At 62.1% G+C, this 16745-nt stretch carries 16 protein-coding genes; 3 read left to right on the top strand and 13 right to left on the bottom strand.

The annotated features are described in order from the left end of the window. Window positions 1–689 precede the first annotated feature (689 nt). Both SMD31_RS11955 and SMD31_RS11950 read left to right on the top strand, forming a co-directional pair. Entirely contained in the window at window positions 690–1961 is a 1272-nt protein-coding gene (locus tag SMD31_RS11955) for a tyrosine-type recombinase/integrase (RefSeq protein ID WP_320501123.1), read from the top strand. A 194-nt stretch (window positions 1962–2155) separates the two neighbouring features. After that, on the top strand, window positions 2156–2551 hold the full coding sequence (locus tag SMD31_RS11950; RefSeq protein ID WP_320501122.1) for a hypothetical protein: 396 nt from the start codon (window positions 2156–2158) through the stop codon (window positions 2549–2551). Between the two features lie 102 nt (window positions 2552–2653). Here the strand turns inward: SMD31_RS11950 and SMD31_RS11945 are convergent, their stop codons facing one another. Then, on the bottom strand, window positions 2654–3592 hold the full coding sequence (locus SMD31_RS11945; RefSeq protein WP_320501121.1) for a dihydrodipicolinate synthase family protein: 939 nt from the start codon (window positions 3590–3592) through the stop codon (window positions 2654–2656). 139 nt (window positions 3593–3731) lie between these two features. Continuing rightward, the gene (locus SMD31_RS11940) at window positions 3732–4298 is read right to left on the bottom strand and encodes a TetR/AcrR family transcriptional regulator (protein WP_320501120.1); all 567 of its coding nucleotides are present in this window, start codon (window positions 4296–4298) and stop codon (window positions 3732–3734) included. Window positions 4299–4528: 230 nt separating this feature from the next. Here SMD31_RS11940 and SMD31_RS11935 point away from each other — a divergent pair, with 230 nt between their 5' ends. Then, window positions 4529–5833 (top strand): MFS transporter, encoded by a 1305-nt coding sequence (locus tag SMD31_RS11935; protein ID WP_320501119.1) that lies wholly within the window; start codon window positions 4529–4531, stop codon window positions 5831–5833. Between the two features lie 122 nt (window positions 5834–5955). Here the strand turns inward: SMD31_RS11935 and SMD31_RS11930 are convergent, their stop codons facing one another. The 11 genes from SMD31_RS11930 to SMD31_RS11880 all read right to left on the bottom strand — a co-directional run bounded on the left by SMD31_RS11930 (window position 5956) and on the right by SMD31_RS11880 (window position 16732). Beyond that, window positions 5956–7380: a C69 family dipeptidase gene (locus SMD31_RS11930; RefSeq protein WP_320501118.1), complete on the bottom strand. Its 1425-nt coding sequence runs from the start codon at window positions 7378–7380 to the stop codon at window positions 5956–5958. 59 nt (window positions 7381–7439) lie between these two features. Beyond that, a complete protein-coding gene (locus tag SMD31_RS11925; protein ID WP_320501117.1) occupies window positions 7440–7619 on the bottom strand; it encodes a DUF1289 domain-containing protein in 180 nt (59 codons plus the stop codon). 7 nt (window positions 7620–7626) lie between these two features. Next, a complete protein-coding gene (locus SMD31_RS11920) occupies window positions 7627–8523 on the bottom strand; it encodes a bifunctional 5,10-methylenetetrahydrofolate dehydrogenase/5,10-methenyltetrahydrofolate cyclohydrolase (protein ID WP_320501116.1) in 897 nt (298 codons plus the stop codon). A 102-nt stretch (window positions 8524–8625) separates the two neighbouring features. Beyond that, window positions 8626–10437 (bottom strand): AsmA family protein, encoded by a 1812-nt coding sequence (locus tag SMD31_RS11915; protein ID WP_320501115.1) that lies wholly within the window; start codon window positions 10435–10437, stop codon window positions 8626–8628. 125 nt (window positions 10438–10562) lie between these two features. Further along, on the bottom strand, window positions 10563–11222 hold the full coding sequence (locus tag SMD31_RS11910; protein ID WP_320501114.1) for a transaldolase family protein: 660 nt from the start codon (window positions 11220–11222) through the stop codon (window positions 10563–10565). Next, window positions 11219–12178 carry a carbohydrate kinase family protein gene (locus SMD31_RS11905; protein ID WP_320501113.1) on the bottom strand — a complete coding sequence of 320 codons (960 nt, stop codon included), beginning with the start codon at window positions 12176–12178 and terminating at the stop codon, window positions 11219–11221. Before SMD31_RS11905 ends, SMD31_RS11910 begins: the two co-directional genes overlap by 4 nt. Further along, window positions 12165–13013, bottom strand: coding sequence for a fumarylacetoacetate hydrolase family protein (locus SMD31_RS11900; RefSeq protein ID WP_320501112.1), 849 nt, complete (start codon window positions 13011–13013; stop codon window positions 12165–12167). The genes SMD31_RS11905 and SMD31_RS11900 overlap by 14 nt, the downstream gene beginning before the upstream one ends. A gap of 8 nt (window positions 13014–13021) precedes the next feature. Continuing rightward, window positions 13022–13780, bottom strand: a complete 759-nt coding sequence (locus tag SMD31_RS11895; RefSeq protein WP_320501111.1) for an SDR family oxidoreductase — start codon at window positions 13778–13780, stop codon at window positions 13022–13024. A 130-nt stretch (window positions 13781–13910) separates the two neighbouring features. Beyond that, a complete protein-coding gene (locus SMD31_RS11890) occupies window positions 13911–14735 on the bottom strand; it encodes an amidohydrolase family protein (protein ID WP_320501110.1) in 825 nt (274 codons plus the stop codon). Next, on the bottom strand, window positions 14735–15766 hold the full coding sequence (locus tag SMD31_RS11885; RefSeq protein ID WP_320501109.1) for an aldo/keto reductase: 1032 nt from the start codon (window positions 15764–15766) through the stop codon (window positions 14735–14737). The genes SMD31_RS11890 and SMD31_RS11885 overlap by 1 nt, the downstream gene beginning before the upstream one ends. A gap of 192 nt (window positions 15767–15958) precedes the next feature. Continuing rightward, a complete protein-coding gene (locus tag SMD31_RS11880; protein ID WP_320501108.1) occupies window positions 15959–16732 on the bottom strand; it encodes a GntR family transcriptional regulator in 774 nt (257 codons plus the stop codon). Between the last annotated feature and the right edge of the window lie 13 nt (window positions 16733–16745).

The raw sequence follows: 16745 nt of genomic DNA, 5'->3' as shown, positions 1-16745 counted from the left end.
TGTCGCGTTAGCAGTTGCAGCGGTGCCAGTGGTTCCCTGATTCGGCTTTCATCAAAACGAAGAATTGGAGAAGAGATGAACGTGATTGACATCCATACCCGTCACCCTTGGCAAGGAGAGCCTCCGGCGCCCGACCCTAGCGGAACACGCATGGCGAAGCTCCGCTCTGGGCAGGACCTGACCTCCGCAGACTTTGACGACAAGTATGAGGCAATGCTCATGTTCCTAAGAGCAGTCCTCAGAACGTTTGATATGGCGATCGACGAAAACCATGTCGCGAACTTGGAAGCCGATCAGCGATTTGACTATATGGCAGATCTCTATGAATCCACTTGGAACTGCACGAGGCAGAGGTTCGCTGAGCTGACAAGCCAAAGAGGACAAGCCTAAATGCCTCCTGGTCCGGTGCTGCAACACTGCAACTGCCGCGCGTTCGCAATTGCAGCAAATCAAGCCAACCCGGTGCAGGCCTGAGCCGTGCATCAGGAACAAGAAGCGGATCGCCTAAACGACCGCTGGCCACTGATTCAGGCGCAATTGCGTGACAAATTGCAGTGCTCACCTCGCACGCTACAGAACTGGCTTGCGAATCTCCGCAGGCGGTTCCCTGATACTGTCTTCTACTCGGGAACCGAGCGTCACAAGCTTTTTGAGAAACACCACTACAACCTTATAATCGAGTTGCTGCCATGTCTCTCAAGGTCTGCATCCCCGCCGGTCGCTCGACGTACTACCTCCGTGGCACGGTCCGCGCAGGGAAAAAATCGCGATCCGTTTATGAGACTACAGGCATTGGCGCAGGGGAGCCCGGGGCTGCAACCCGTGCCGAGGAAATCCGCCTCCGCCGAGAAGGCGAAATCTACAATGAGCTTCTCTATGGTGCAGCAGCCGTCAAGACATTCATCGAAGCAGCGGCAGACTACGCCGATGTTCGGAATCGACGCCGCGTAGCGGGAAACCCCGCCCTTGCCGGCCAGCCAGATAAGGAAATCGAGTACGTTATCAAATGGGTCAACTTCTTGCGGGCGAGGCGGGTGGCCGACATCCCCCTCAAAGAGTTCGTCGAAAGTTCGAAGGGACACCTCGCGGCCTATTTCGATGAGATGCACATTGCGAAGGGCAATTCGCTCTCCACGATGCAACGTGAGGCAACCGTCTTTTGCACCATCATGAACCATGCCGTGGCGCAGCGGTGGATAAGCGAATACGAACGCCCCGACCTTCCCGAATACGATATTGCGGAGCAACCCGTTAATAAATGGCTCTATGCCGAGGAAATAGCGCTATTGATCCGTAAGGCGCCAAAGCATCTTAAACTGTTCGTGGCCGGCGTATTCGCGACGGGCATCCGCGGCGGAGAATTACTGTTTGTGCCTCGTCGGCTACCCAACTACCAGCGTCCGGACGGCACCGGGATCAGCATGGAGCCCGGCCATGAACATATATTTCTCGGGTTTTCAAAGTCCAAGAAGCCCATCTTTCGGACAATCCCGGACTGGTATGCCGAGATGATCCGGGAAAGCCTAGAGAAGCGGACGGATAGTCACGACGCCTTATTCCTGGCCGATGACGGCAAACCCTATAAACGTCCCAAGAAGCAGACCGGGTTCGTGGTGAAGACTGCCTGGAAAGCCATGCGGGAGCGGGCGGCGATCGTTATCGAGCGTCTGGCAAGCCAGAAGGCCCACCAGGGCGACGCGGCGGCCGCGCTGCGCCTCCGGGGTCGGGCGGCAATAGTCAGGACCGTTACGCCCCATTGGGGCCGGCATAACGCTGCCAGCCACCTGACCATGCGCGGCTTCTCGGACCGACACGTCCAGAAAGCGGGCGGTTGGCTTAGCCCCCGGATGCTTAAGCGGTACCAGCACCTTTCCCCCGAGCATGCCAAAGACCTCGCCAACGAGCTTGAGTTCGGGATGGCTTCACGTGCAAAAAACGTGCAGATAAAAAAAGCAGGATGATTAAAGCCCAGAAAATGCGGTTTACTTGGAATAATCCACTACCTTGACATGGTAGGGGTCACAGGTTCAATCCCTGTACCGCCCACCATTTTCCCCCATAAGTGATGCGAACAACTTTGGCCTTTGGCCGCCGTGCCATTTGCGCCGGTCCGCATCTATGGCATGTTACCCACCTCGCGAATGTGGAGGTCGACATGGCGTTTCTTCGAGCGGCGTTGGCAGTTGCTCTTCTGGCGGTTGTTGCCGCCTGCTCCACTGCTGCAACCGACGGCCAGGGCGATGCCCCTGCGGCCGCCGCTACCTCCAGCGACCCCAACGCCCCAGTCAATATCAGCTTGCGCCTGGGGCCGGATGTCTGGAGTTCGTTCCAGGCCTATCTCAAAGGCATCGACAAGAGCAAGCGCGGCGCCTTCGCCATTTCGAACGACGGCGCCTCGGCATCGGCGGCAGCGACCTGCGACGCCGCTGCCTGCGCCGACACGCAACAGGTCCAGGCCGACGCCGTCAGCACATGCCAGAGCAAAGGCGCACCCTGCATGGTCTTTGCCATCGACCGCGTGACCCAGGTCCCCTACCGCGCGCCGGAATAAGCGCGCCGCATCCGCCGGCACGGCTTTCAACGAAAAAAAGGGAGATGCCGGCGATGGCATCTCCCTTCTGCAATTTGCCGGGGGATATGAAAACGCCAGCGGTTACTTCTTCCCGTCCCAATTGGCGTACCAATCCTTGAACAGCTTCAGCTGCGTCTCGGCATAGTGCTTCTGGCTGGCCGACAGCTCGTCGCTGGCGTTGAAGTGCAGCGTGAATTCCGGGTTGCCTTCAAGCACCATCATATACTTGTAGAACAGCACCAGGTCGGGGCCCTCGTCGAAGCTTGAGAGCACCATCAGCGCGTTGTCGAGTTCCTGTGCCTGTTTGCGCGCCTTCGCGTCACCCTTCGCCGCCTTCGCCGACAACTCAACGAGATGCAGCACGTGCTTGGGCAGCACATTGCCGATGCCGGTGATGGCCCCGGCAGCACCGCAATTGACGAAGCCATGCACCACCTGCGTATCGACGCCGACCATCAGGGTCAGCGCCTTGTCACGCCCGGTGATGTGCTCGGCGGCATAGCTCAGCGACTTGGCGCCGCCGAATTCCTTGAAGCCGACGAGGTGCGGATACTTCGTGCGCAGATCGAAGAACAGATCGGCCTTGGTCTCGAAGCCGTAATAGGGGCTGTTATAGATGACGGCAGGCAGATCAACGGCGGCCTCGAGGATGCCGGCAAAATGCGCGCGTTGCGCCGCGACGACGGGCCCACGCGACAGCACGCGCGGGATCACCATCAGGCCCTTGGCGCCGACCTTCTTGGCATGGGCCGCAAGCGCCGCCGCCCGCGCCGGGTTCTGCGCACCCGTGCCGACGATGACCGGCACGCCGGCCTTCACCAGCTTTTCGACACCTTCCATGCGCTGCTCATCGGTGAGCAGCGGCCAATCGCCCATCGAGCCGCAATAGACCACCGCCGACATGCCAAGCCCGATCAGTTCCTGCCCCTTCTTCACCAGGGCCGCGAAATCCGGGGTCCGGTCGGGCTTGCAGGGGGTCATCAAGGCCGGGATACAGCCCGCAAAGACATTGCTGCTCAAGATCGTCGCTCCTTAAGTGTTTGAAATCTCTAAGACTGGATAAGAGTATAGCAGAATAGAATATTGTATACAATGTTCAAGATAAGAAGATGGCGCCTTCCCAACGCCCTGAAGCGGATTGCCCGGCTGTGCGGAAAAGTCAGTGGGTGATGACGCGCGGCAGGGTCTCGAGGATCTCGGCCGAAAGCTCGGGCTTCGTTTCAGCGGTCGCACGGGCGAGGATCATACCGCCCACCAGCGTCGCCACCGTCGCAATCGCCTGGGCACGCTGGGCCACCGGGTCCGTGCCGTCATCGCTCCGCCGCAGCAAATCCTCGATCCCGGCGAGATAGGCGGCAATTCCGTCGGCGAACTTGGCCTGCACATCCTTTTCCTGATGCGCGATCTCGCTGCCCAGCGCCACCATGGGACAGCCGCCGTCGTGCCGGTCGCGATGCGCCTTGGTGAAATAACGCGCCACATAATTGGCAAGGTCTGAATCAGCGGCGACCCGCTGCAACCCTTCGGTGAAGGCCTCCGTGCAGGCCTCGGCCGCCAGCGCATCCTTCGATTTGAAATGCCCATAGAAGCCGCCATGGGTGAGCCCGGCCGCCTGCATGATCTCGGCAACACCGACACCGCCCAGGCCCCGCGCGCGGAACAAATCCGCCGCCGCTTTCACGATCGCAGCCCGATGTGCTGCTGCCTTCTCTCGCGTGACCTTCATCGCCCTAACCCTTCAGCCAGGCAACCCGACGCCGCGCGGCGACTGGGTCACCGGTATCGTTATTCCCACGATGATACCATGGTTATCATGACGCCCATCATGATTATTTGCAGAGCACCCATCGAATATGGACATTGGCATCGTGCCGCAGGACGCCTGTATCTCTTTTCAGGATCCAGTCGCAAGCCGCATTTGTTCCTAAGTCCCGCGCTTCATACCAGGATGTCGCCATGATCTCCAATATCCTTGCAGCCAGCCTCGCCCGTCGGCAAATCCATTACGGCTGGCTGGTGGCGGCGACCACCTTCCTCACCATGCTGGTGACGGCTGGCGCCATGGGCGGCCCGGCGGTGTTGTTGATATCGCTGCAGAAGGAATTTGCCTGGACCACTTCCGACATCTCCAGCGCCTTCGCCGTGCGCCTGGTGCTGTTCGGCCTGATGGGCCCGTTTGCCGCCGCCCTGATGAACAAGTTCGGCGTGCGGCGCATGATCCTCACATCACTGGCGCTCATCATCTGCGGCCTCGCCGCCTCGCTGGCGATGACCGAGGTCTGGCAGTTGATCCTGCTCTGGGGCGTGGTGCTGGGCTTCGGCACCGGCATGACGGCGATGGTGCTGGGCGCCACGGTGGCGACACGCTGGTTCACCCGGCGTCGCGGCCTGGTCGTGGGTTTCCTCACCGCCAGTTCCGCCACCGGCCAGTTGGTCTTCATCCCCCTCTTCATCCATATCGCCGAGGTTGCCGGTTGGCGCTGGTCGATCGGCCTGCTCTGCATCCTGCTCGCAATCGTGGCGATTGTCGTTGCCGCCCTCATGCGCGATCGGCCATCGGATCTTGGCCTCGTTCCTTATGGCGATACAGGTGCGTCGGTCGCCGGTGCTGCTGCGGCGCAAGCGGCAGCGGCCTCGCATTCAATTGCTTTCGCGGCCCTGCACGCCCTCCGGGACGCGTCGCGCTCCTGGGTGTTCTGGGTGCTCGCCTTCACTTTCTTCATTTGCGGCACCAGCACCAACGGCCTCATTCAGCCGCATCTCATCCCCTTCTGCCTCGATTTCGGCGTGCCGGAACAGACCAGCGCCAATCTGTTGGCGATGATGGGCATCTTCGACTTCCTCGGCACGGTGGCGTCAGGATGGCTCTCCGACCGCTTCGACAATCGCTGGCTGCTGTTCTGGTATTACGGCCTGCGCGGTCTCTCGCTGCTCTATCTGCCGGCGTCGGACTTCACCTTCGTCGGCCTCGGCGTCTTCGCCATGTTCTACGGCCTCGACTGGATCGCGACGGTCCCGCCGACCGTGAAACTCTGCGCCGAACGCTTCGGTCGCGAGCGCGCCAACCTCGTCTTCGGCTGGGTCTTTGCGGCGCATCAACTGGGTGCAGCGGCGGCGGCCTATGGCGCCGGCTGGTCTCGCACGGAACTCGATACCTATCTCCCCGCCTTCTTCACCGCCGGCGCCCTCTGCCTCGTCGCCTCGGTGCTTGTCATCACGGTGAAGAAGCACGTCAAGCCGGTCCAGGTGGCGGCGGAGTAACGACACGACGGCACCACAGTATATTAAGTTCGTCATCCCCGGGCCTGACCCTGGGATCCACTGCTTGGCGGACGAAACTGGATCCCCAGGTCAAGCCCCGGGGATGACGGCACAGTCGTCGCCTACCAGATCTGCGCGGCTGATTTCGGCACCGGATCGGCACTGATGCCAAAGAGCGCCCGTGTGCGCGCTTCGATGCTGCGCGTCAGGGTCTCGCCCAGTTCCAAGGCGGCCAGCAATTCGGTGCGGCAGTAATAGGTGAGAAAGGCTGCGGCGCGTTGCGGCTTGCCGGCATCGATCAAGGTCTGCACCGTGTCGACAACGCCCGGATAATCCGCCGTCAACTTGCGCTCGATCGCCTCCCAGACCGCCGTCACTTCCGGCCGGAACAGATCGTCATGCTGGGCCACGAGGTTCTGCAGCCGCTTGAAGACCGCGCTCGCCGACCGCGTTGATTCAATGCCCTGTGGCACGATGGAGACGGCATCGCCATGACGCAGATCGAGGAAGCGTGCCGATTCCCCGGTCGTCAGATAGCGATGCTGGCGGTATTCCTCCGGCACCTCGCTTACCCCCATGAAGACTGGCGCGAAGGGTGCGGCAATGGCGCCGACCTGGGTGTGCCACAGCATGCGCAGCTCGGGCGCGACCTTCCCGTAAAGTGGCACCACCTGACCGTAGCCCGCTGTATCGCCGGTGAGCTTCTCGGTGCGCACGGCCCAGAAGATATCCGCGATGCCGATCTTCTCACGCCGCGCGGCACGCCGGGTCATCTCGCCTTCGATCCAAGCAACCCCCGCCCAGCGCCCCTTGCCGTCGCCATAGACCTTGTTGAGATCGAACGGTTGCTTGGCGGCAGGATCGAACCAGCCTTGCTCGACCGCGAACGAGACCAGATTGGGCGAATAGCGGAAGTCCGGATGGTTCGGCTGATCAATCGGAATGACGCCGATATAACCGGGCCGTGAGGCGCGGACGCTGTCTGCGCCCAGGCGTTCCGCCGCCCAAAGTCCCTTGCCGCCGGAACATTCGATCACGACCCAGGCTTCATTGGCGTCGGCAATGAGATGCGAATTGCCGCCATAATCCGCATAACCATGGCGGGCGATGAGATCCGCAATGAGATCGACGCCTTCCCGCGCCGAGCGCGCCCGCTCCAGCACAATGCGGGCAAGGTCGCTGTAATTCGGTCCGCTCTGGTCCTTGGGCGTCAGCGCGATGAGTTCGTCGCGCGAGGTCGACCAGATATCGCGCACGGCAACACCATGCTCGTTCAAGCCGCCATTGGTGAGCGGCGCCGGCACGCCGAGATAATAGGAATAGCTGACACGGATATTGCGCGCCGTCTCGGCGACCTGCGGGATGGTGCTCATGACGCCAGGCAGATCGGCTTGTGGCGTGACACCGACATGGATCGTGGCGCCTGCAGGATGATGCGCGCGCGGTACGATCTCCAGCCAGTGGCTCGACGGCTCATCGCCATATCCGGCAAGATAGGCGATTCCGTCCGCCGTCAGATTCTTGCCGATGTAAAGCCCGTAACTCATCGCATCCTCACGCCCGGTTGATCAGGCGTTTAGAGCATGTGGCGTCCTCAAAGAAAAGGTCAGCCTGCGTCCCTTGCCGCGAGCTTGGCAAGCCGGCGCGGCAGTTCCGCGCTCAAGGAAATCAGTCTTGGACGCGGCGCTTTCTTCCAGCCGCGGCATTCTTCCTTGGTGCGGCCGCAGGCGACGCACCAGCCGGTGCGGCCGTCGAACTTGCAGATGTCGATGCAGGGTGACTTCATAGATTGGCTACTGTGCCTGCGGGCCGAACAGGCTCTCGTAGTGCTTTTTCTGGCGGGTGGCGCCGATGACCGCATTGCGCATCAGCACCGCGACCGTCACCGGGCCGACACCACCCGGGACCGGCGTGATCCAGCCGGCAATCTGCGACACGGAATCGAAATCGACATCGCCGACCACCTTGGTCGACCCGTCCGGCAGCGTGATCTGATTGATACCGATATCGATGACGGCAGCCCCCGGCTTCACCATCTCGGCCTTGATGAGGCCCGGCTTCCCCACCGCCACGAACAGCGCATCGGCCCGGCGCGAATGAACCGACAGGTTCCGCGTCATATGATGGCAGACCGTAACGGTGGCCCCTTCCGCCATCAGCAGGAAGGCGATGGGCTTGCCGACGATTTCCGAATGGCCGACGACGACGACTTCAAGCCCGGCGAGGCTGAGGCTGGTCTGGCGCAGCAACTCGACCGAGGCCATCGCCGTGCACGGCCCCAGTTCCAGTTCGTTATAGACAATGTTGCCGATCGAGGCCGGATGCATGCCTTCGACATCTTTGAGCGGATGGATGGCGCCCTGCAATTGCTTGATCGACAGATGCTGCGGCACCGGGCGCTGCAGGATGATGCCGGTCACGCGGGGATCCGCGTTCATGCCGTGGATCGCCGCCAGCAACTGCTCCTGATGGATCTCGGCCGGGAAATGGACTTCTTCGAACTGGATGTCGGCCTTTTCAGCCGTGCGCTTCTGGTTGCGCACATAGAGCTGCACGGCGCTGACGTCGCCGACCGAGATCGAACACAGCCGCGGTGCCCAGCCATTGGCTTTGAGATCCGCCACTTGGGCGCGGGTCTGCACCAGCATGGTATCGGCAACCTGGCGGCCGTTCAGCAACGCATTCGACATGGCAAAAGGCTCCCTCGCGCAAACATCCTTGCGCGCCGGGTTTTAACCTTTCTGCCCGCCTTCTGTCCATGACCCGGCCATGACATTCGGCCGCTTTTGGCGCTAATTGAGGCAGGGATTGCCGCTCACGAGCTTTTGCATGTCGGGATCGAGCGCAGTGGCCTTCGGCCCCGGCGGTGGCGCCCATTTCTTGGCCCCATCCCCGGCAAGACCCGCCGACAGATTATCGAAGCTGCCGCTGATCCCGATCGGCAGATCCAGCGCGAAAAAGCCCGTGGATTTGCGCTCCGACCGCAGGCGCAGATCGACCTGTCGCTTGGCCATATCGATCGTGCCGCCGCCATTGAGGATGGCCCCCTTGGCCATCAGGCGCAGCGGTGCCACCACGGCGATCCCATCTTTCAGAATGACGATCCCACCCATGCAGCGGATCGGCGAACTGCCTTCCTTTTCGCGAAACAAGGACCGCAGATCGGTCGACATCTGTTCGAGGATCGCGCGGCGTAAGCCTCCCTCGCTCATGCTGATGACGGCAGCACCCTGGCTTTGCCCCAGGGCCTCACGCAGCGTGCCGCTCGGCATATCAAGTTTGATGCGCCCCGATATCTTTCCCGTGACATCGCCTGCCGCCGCCCCCATTTCGCGCGCCAGCTTGTCGGCATCCACGCCATCGACGATGGCCGTGGCAGCAATGCGATCTTTGACGTCAAGCGACGCCTGCACGCGCCCACCGGCATAGGGAAAGCGCAGCGACTTCAATGCCAGGACACCCGGCCCCATGTGACCGCTCACCTCGACATCACGCAGCCTGATGAAGCGGTAGACGAACTGATCGGCCCGCAGCTGTGCATCCAGCACAACGCCCGACTGGCCAGGCGCCGACAGGTTGGGCTCGGCACCCGATGACTGACCAGCCAGAAGCCGATCGACATCCAATCGGTCAAAGGAGAGTTCTGTCGCAACGCGGTCCGGCGCGCCCTTGCTGCCCTCGTCTAGGATCAGCTGGCCACTGAAATTTCCTTGATCCAACTGGCCCTTGGCACGCGTCAGTTCCCAATGGTCGCCCTTCTTGGTCAAATGCGCATCGATGACCAGGGGATAGTCGGCGACCAGATCGGCGCCGAAACTTGCCAGCAGATTGTCGAGTTCCTCCGCCTTGAGATGGGCCTGACCATCGACACCGTCGAAATCCAAGGGCTCCATCTGCGTGCCCTTGAAGCTGAGGCGCGCAGTCTTGCCGAAAATTTCGAAATCAGTGCGGAACGGCTTATCCGCCAGGCGCATGTCCCGGAACGATCCAGTCGTCGCATCAAGGCCCAAAGGCGTGTTGTTATAGGCACCGGCTGCCTTCAGCGTGACCGCCGAGACGTCGTCAGGTGCCGCGATGGCGACATTGTCCAGCTGGATGCGCAAGGTATTGCCTGAATAGGTGCGGTAGGTGACAAGCGCATCCTTCAGCACCATGTCGAGCAGTGTCGGAAATTGAGTCCGGTTTTTCGGAATAAGCGCAAAGCCGCCACTTGACGTTTCACTGCCGAACTTCCAATTACCGATGCCCTGCTTATCACGTTCCAGGACGACCTTGAGGCCTTGCGCCCGCATATGCTGATAAACAGGAACGCCACGCCACAGCGACATCGGCTCGACATCGGCGTTGAAGCTCTTGAGCGTGATCATGTCACGCTCGCTGCCCCACGGCGCGTTGGCGATACGCAGATTGGTGAGTTCGATATGGAGCGGCGCGCCCCAGTCGACGCTGAAGCTCTCGGCGGCCACGGTGCGGCCCAACGCTTCGCTCGCCGCCCGTTCGGCGATCGGTTTCAAATCGGCCTGGGTCAGCCAGATCACCGCCCCGCCGATGAGGAGGAGAATGACGACGACTAGGCCAAGAACGATGCGCAGGAAAAATTTCACGCCGGACCCGATCAATGAAGAGGTGATCAGGAACAATCGGCAAGGGCAGCGGTTGCCTGAATACCTGTTCAAATTTTGAACAGATATTCAGGCTAAAAGCGGATTTTGCATCCCCCGCGAGGGGGCTATTTCAGGCTGGCCTCGGCAGCCGCCATGAAATCGGCCGCCGCCCCGTCGCTTTGGGCATCGGTGCCGAGCTGACCGGCCAGCGCCGCGGTGATGGTGAAGGTGTCGAAACCACGCGCCGTCAGGGTCTCCAACTGGTCGATCGAGCGAATGCTGGCGACCAGCACCCGGACATCCTCGCGGCGGCTGATTTCGAGCATCGCATTCAACCGCGCATCGGCATCGAGGCCGGCATCGAGCATGCGGCCGTAATAGGGCGCCACATATTTGGCACCGATGCTGGCGGCGAGCATGGTCTGATGCGCGGTGTAACAGGCGGTGATGGTGACGCTGTAGCCCTGGCGGCAGAGCGGTGCCGCGGCTTCGAAACCGGCGGCGGTCGCCGGGATCTTGATCGTCACCTTGTCCCAGAGGTCGCGCAAGGCGGCACCACTGGCATGTAGCTCGCCGGCGGTGTGGCCGGTCACCTGCAGCTGCAGTTCATGGAGATTGCGCTTCTTGGCATTGGCAACGAGATCCTGCGCGGTGGCGAGGTCGACCTTCTTGCCGGCACGCGAGATGATGAGCGGGTTGGTGGTGACGCCATGCAACCAGCCGCGAGCCAAGCCCAGATCCCAATCGGCCGGGTTGGCGCTGTCGATGAAGAGGCGGTAAGTCATGAGAAATCCTTGAGGTCGGCCGCGAACGGCAGATCGGCGCCGCGACGGCTGCAGGTGATGGCCGCAGCCCGGGCGCCGAAAGAAAGCAGCGCACGCAGCGCGTCGGAATCGAGATCGGCCGCTTCGGCACCGCCCAGGGCGTCGTGCTTTTCGAGCCAGGCCAGCGTCGCTGCCTGGAACGTATCGCCCGCCCCCACCGTATCGACGACATTGACATGAACACCGGGAACGGCGGCACTGACGCCATGTCCGGTGAAGCCGATGGCCCCCTCGCCGCCCTTGGTGACGATGACGAGGCGCACGCCGCGACGGGTCCAATCCTGGGCGAGGCTTTCCAGCGACTGTTTCGGGAACAGCAGCTCGGCATCCTCTGAGCTCAGCTTCAGGAGATGCGCCGTACCGACGAGTGACGCGATGCGGGCGCGCCAGAGATCGAGGTCGGGTTCGATCGACGGGCGGATATTGGGATCATAAGAGATGAAGCGGCGGTCGCGCTCGCGCTTCACCAGGGCCACCAGCGTCGACGCTGTGGGTTCGGTCGCCGTGGTGTAGGAACCGATATGAATGGCGCGGATGGCCGCTGGCAATTGTGCCGGCAATTCGCTTTGTTCCAGCGATCGGTCGGCGGTCCCACCGGTGTAGAAGGCGTAGGATGCACTGCCGGTCTTGTCGAGTTCGACCATCGCCAGCGTCGAATTGCGGGATGTCGGCACGATCAAACTGGTATCGACCCCTTCCTTTTGCAGGAAGGCGAGGATGCGCCGACCGAAGAGATCGGTCGAGTTCTTGGTGAAATAGCCGACCGGCCGGCCGAGACGGGCGAGGCCGAGCGCCACATTGAGCGGTGAGCCGCCGACCCGGCCATCCAAACGGATGGTGGCCGGGCCGTCGGTCGGAACGGAGAAACAGTCGAAGAGCGCGTCGCCGCAGGACAGGAACATCTTACGGCGTCGCAATGACCTGCTGGCGCTGCTCGCCCAGGCCCTCGATCCCAAGGCGCATGACCTGGCCGGCTTTGAGATAGATCGGATTGGGCTTCTGCCCCAGACCCACGCCCGGCGGCGTGCCGGTCGAAATCACATCGCCCGGCTGCAGGCTCATGAATTGCGAGATGTAATGCACCAGATGTGCCACACCGAAGATCATCGTCTTGGTGGAGCCATTCTGATAGCGCTTCTCGTCGACATCGAGCCACATGCCGAGGTTCTGGACATCCTTCACCTCGTCCTTGGTCACCAGCCAGGGGCCGGTGGGACCGAAGGTGTCGGCGGACTTGCCCTTCACCCACTGGCCGCCGCGCTCGGTCTGGAAGGCGCGCTCGGAGACATCGTTGATGACGCAATAGCCGGCGACATAGTCGAGGGCGCTCTTCTCGTCGACATAGCGCGCCTCGCGGCCGATGACGACGCCAAGCTCGACTTCCCAATCGGTCTTCACCGAATTCCTCGGGATCATGACATTGTCATTGGCACCGACCACGGCGCTGGTCGCCTTCATGAACAGGATCGGTTCCTTGGGCGGCTCGGCGCCGGTTTCCTTGGCGTGATCCGAATAATTGAGGCCCACACAGATGAACTTGCCGATATTGCCGACGCAGGCGCCATAACGCGGGTTGCCCTCGACCAGCGGCAGGGTCGCCGCATCGATCTTGGCGAGGCGCGCGAGGCTCTCCGGCGAAAGCACCGCACCGGCAATATCCGGCACATGCTGCGAGAGGTCACGAATCTTGCCGTCCTTGTCGAGGAGGCCCGGCTTTTCGGCACCGCGGGCGCCGTAACGCAAAAGTTTCATCTTATTCCTCAGATATTCGTCCAGCCGCCATCGACGGCCAGAGCGGTTCCAGTCATCAAAGCAGATTCGTCGCTGGCAAGAAAGACCGCTGCGGCGGCAATCTCCTCCGGCGTGCCCAGCCGGCCCATGGGCTGGCGGGCGATGAAGGCGGCGCGCGCCTTGTCGTAATCGCCGCCCATCGTCTCGCCGACCGCGCGCATGCGGTCCTGCAGGGAGGGAGATTCCACCGTGCCCGGGCAGATGGCGTTGCAGCGGATGCCCCTGGTCACGAAATCGGCCGCCACCGCCTTGGTGAGACCAATCACCGCAGCCTTGCTGGCGCCGTAAACGAAGCGGTTGGGGACGGCGATCATCGACGAGGCGACCGAGGACATGTTGACGATCGAGCCTTTGCCCCGCTCCAGCATGCCCGGAAGAATAGCGCGGATCATGCGGTACATCGCCTTGGCATTGAGGTCGAAGCTGAAATCCCAATCCTTTTCGGCGCAATCGAGGATCGTGCCGTTATGGACGAAGCCGGCGCAATTGAAGAGCACGTCGATCCTGGGCTCGTCCTTCACCAAGGCATCGACGGCGTCCTGTTTCGTCACATCCAGTAAACGCGTGCGAATGCCGGGAACGCCCTTCAGCTTTTCGAGATTGGCGGCGGAGATGTCGGTGGCGATCACTTGCGCCCCTTCAGCGGCGAATGCACGCGCCGAGGCCTCACCGATGCCTTGGGCGGCAGCGGTGACGAGAGCGATCTTGCCGGAAAGTCTGTTGGTCAATTTTCTGTTTCCTTCTCTATTCCGTCATCCCCGGGCGAAGACCCGGGGATCCACTGATGGCCTGGAGAAAGTGGATGCCCGGCCAATGGGATAAACTCTGGGCCCGGGCATGACGACTCAATAATAGGCATCAAGCAATCCGATAAAACTCTTTCGCAGTACCACCGAAGATGCGGGCAGCGTCGGCGGGTTTTACGATCTCTTCTGCGGCGGCGCGCCAGCTGTCATAGCTGCCGTTGAGATTGATCACCGGCCAGTCGGAGCCCCACATGACGCGGGAGGGCCCGAAACTGTTGATGACATGCTCGGCATAGGGCCTGAGGGTCGCGGCGCTCCAGCCCGGTTTTGCTTCGGTGCCAAGGCCCGAGAGCTTGCAGAAGGCGCCGGTCTTGTCGGCGATGGACGCCATCTTTACCGCCCAGTCGTCGAAGGCATCGTTGCGGATTTCCGGCTTCAGGCAGTGATCGATGACGACGCGCATCTTCGGGTAGCGGTCGAACAGGCGCAGGAAGTTGTCGAGATGGCGCGGCAGGCCCAGCGCATCGAAAGTGAGGTCGAGTGCGCAGACGGCGGCATAGCCCCATTGCACATCCGGCCGCAGCATCCAATCGGTATCGGCAATATCCTGGATCATCGGCCGCACGCCTGAGAACTTGGCATGATGCGACCAGCGTTCGAGGTGCCGGCGGTGGGTGGCATCTTCGAAATCGACCCAGCCCACGACCTTGGCGATCCAGGGCGTCGCGTCAGCAAGGCCCAGCATGTATTCGGTTTCTTCGACGCTGGGCGCGGCCTGCACCAGGACCGTGCGGTCGATGCCGTGCCGCGCGCGGATCGCCTCAAAATCGGCCGGATAGTAATCCTGGCGAATCGGCTTCACCGCCTCGATCGTCTCCAGCCAGCCGTAATCGCCGCGCGCACGCGCCCAGAAATGCTGATGAGCGTCGATGCGCATCACTTGCTGCCCGGAACCGGCGCTTCGGCGCGGATGAAGCCGGCGGATTTGAGATCGGCCCAGAGGGCTGCCGGAATATCGGCGGCGAGTGTCCGCATGTTGAGGGCCACCTCCTCCGGCCGACTGGCGCCGGGAACGACGGTGACGACCGCCGGATGCACCAGCGGGAAGCGCAAGGCCGCTTCCACCAGTTTGACACCATGCTTTGCCACCACCTTCTCGATGCCGGCGACGCGGTCGAGGATATGCTGCGGCGCCGGGTCGTAATTGTAGAAGGCGCCAGGCTTCGCACCCGTGGCGAGAATGCCGGAGTTATAGGCGCCACCGATCACGATCCCGATCTTGCGCCGTTCGCAAAGCGGCAGGAAGGAGTTCAACGCTTCCTGTTCGAGAAGCGTGTAGCGGCCGGCCAGCAGGAAGATGTCGAAATCGCCCTGTTTGGCGAGGTTCTCGCACACTTCCCATTCGTTGACGCCGGCCCCGAAGGCCTTGATGACGCCCTGGTCGCGCAGTTTCACCAGCGCGCCATAGCCGGTCTTCATCAGCTCGGCGACCTTTTCGTCACGCACTGCCGCGCTCTTGTGATTGGCAACGTCGATATCGTGCACGAAGAGAATATCGATGCGGTCGACCCCAAGGCGCTCCAGCGAGAATTCGATCGAGCGCATGATGCCGTCATGGCTGTAATCGTAGATTTCGCGGCGCGAGGGCGTGTCGAAGAACTTGCCGATGCCGGTGCGCTCGCTCGGCGGGCAGACCTCGAGCAGGCGGCCGACCTTGGTGGAGAGCACATAAGAATCGCGCGGCTTGCCGCGCAGGAAATGATTGATGCGGGTTTCGGAGAGCCCCAGGCCGTAAAGCGGCGCCGTGTCGATGTAACGAATGCCCGCTTCCCAGGCCGCCTGCATCGTCGCCTGCGCCTCGTCTTCCCTAAGCGCACGGAACAGATTGCCCAAGGGCGCCGTGCCGAAGCCAAGCTCGGTGAACGGGATTTCGGCACCCGATGGCGCCTTGAAGATCTTCGATTTCATGTCATTCCCCTGGCTTTCTATTCTTCTCGGCGTCTTCCCCTTACCTCCCCCTTGAGGGGGAGGTCGCGCGTTAGCGCGGGAGGGGGGTGTGGTTCGTTTCAGTAACGATGCATCTCGGCAGTTGAGAGATACCCCCCTCCCCGACCCTCCCCCTCAAGGGGGGAGGGGGAAGAACTATGAGCAAAGTTTGCATCACGTCCCCCGCTTCTTCGCTTGTGGCTTGGCGGCGAGTGCCGCGCGGCGGACGGGCTGGGTGCTGCGGTCGGCGAAGATTTCGGGCTGTTTCTCGGCCAGGCTCAGCAATTCGCCCATCACCGCGTCGAGATGGACGATCATCGCCGAGGCCGCCGCATCGCCATCGCCTCTTTCGAGTGCAGTGACGATCTTGGCATGTTCATCATAGGTCAGTTTGTGGCGGCGCTTGGACGCCAGCAGACGGCGGATGCGATCAAGACCCAGGCGCGCGCTTTCCACTGCGGCCCGCGCACGCGGGAAGCCGAGGGCGGAGAAGATGATCTCGTGGAATTCCAGATCGAGCTTGTGGAAGCCCACCGGATCGCCGGCGCCGGCCGCGGCCTTCTGGTAGCGGATGTTCCGCTGCAAGGCCGCGAGCACATCGGGCGCCAGGTTGCGGGCGAGGGAGCGCACGGCTTCCGCCTCAAGCGCGCGCCGCATGAAGAGGTTTTCGCGCACATCCCCTAAGCGAATGAGCGAGACGGTGGTGCCGCTTTGCGGCCGGATATCGACCAGCCCCTCGGCCTGGAGACGCGAGAGCGCCTCTGAAACGGGGAAACGGGAAACACCCAGCCGCTCGCAGAGCGCTGCCTTGTCGATCGGCGTGCCCGGGAGGAGTTCAAGCGAAACAATGGCTTCGCGCAAGGCGCTGACCACGCGCGCGGTCGTGCCGCCACGCGCCGATGCGCTGACGTCGCCCAAAAACGCATAGGATTCCGCTTTGACATTCATACTAACATGTTAG

Origin of the sequence: Dongia rigui, assembly GCF_034044635.1 — a bacterium.
Taxonomy (GTDB): Bacteria; Pseudomonadota; Alphaproteobacteria; order Dongiales; family Dongiaceae; genus Dongia; species Dongia rigui.
The sequence above is the reverse complement of the archived record's forward strand: the minus strand, read 5'-3'. Positions and strand labels throughout refer to the sequence as shown.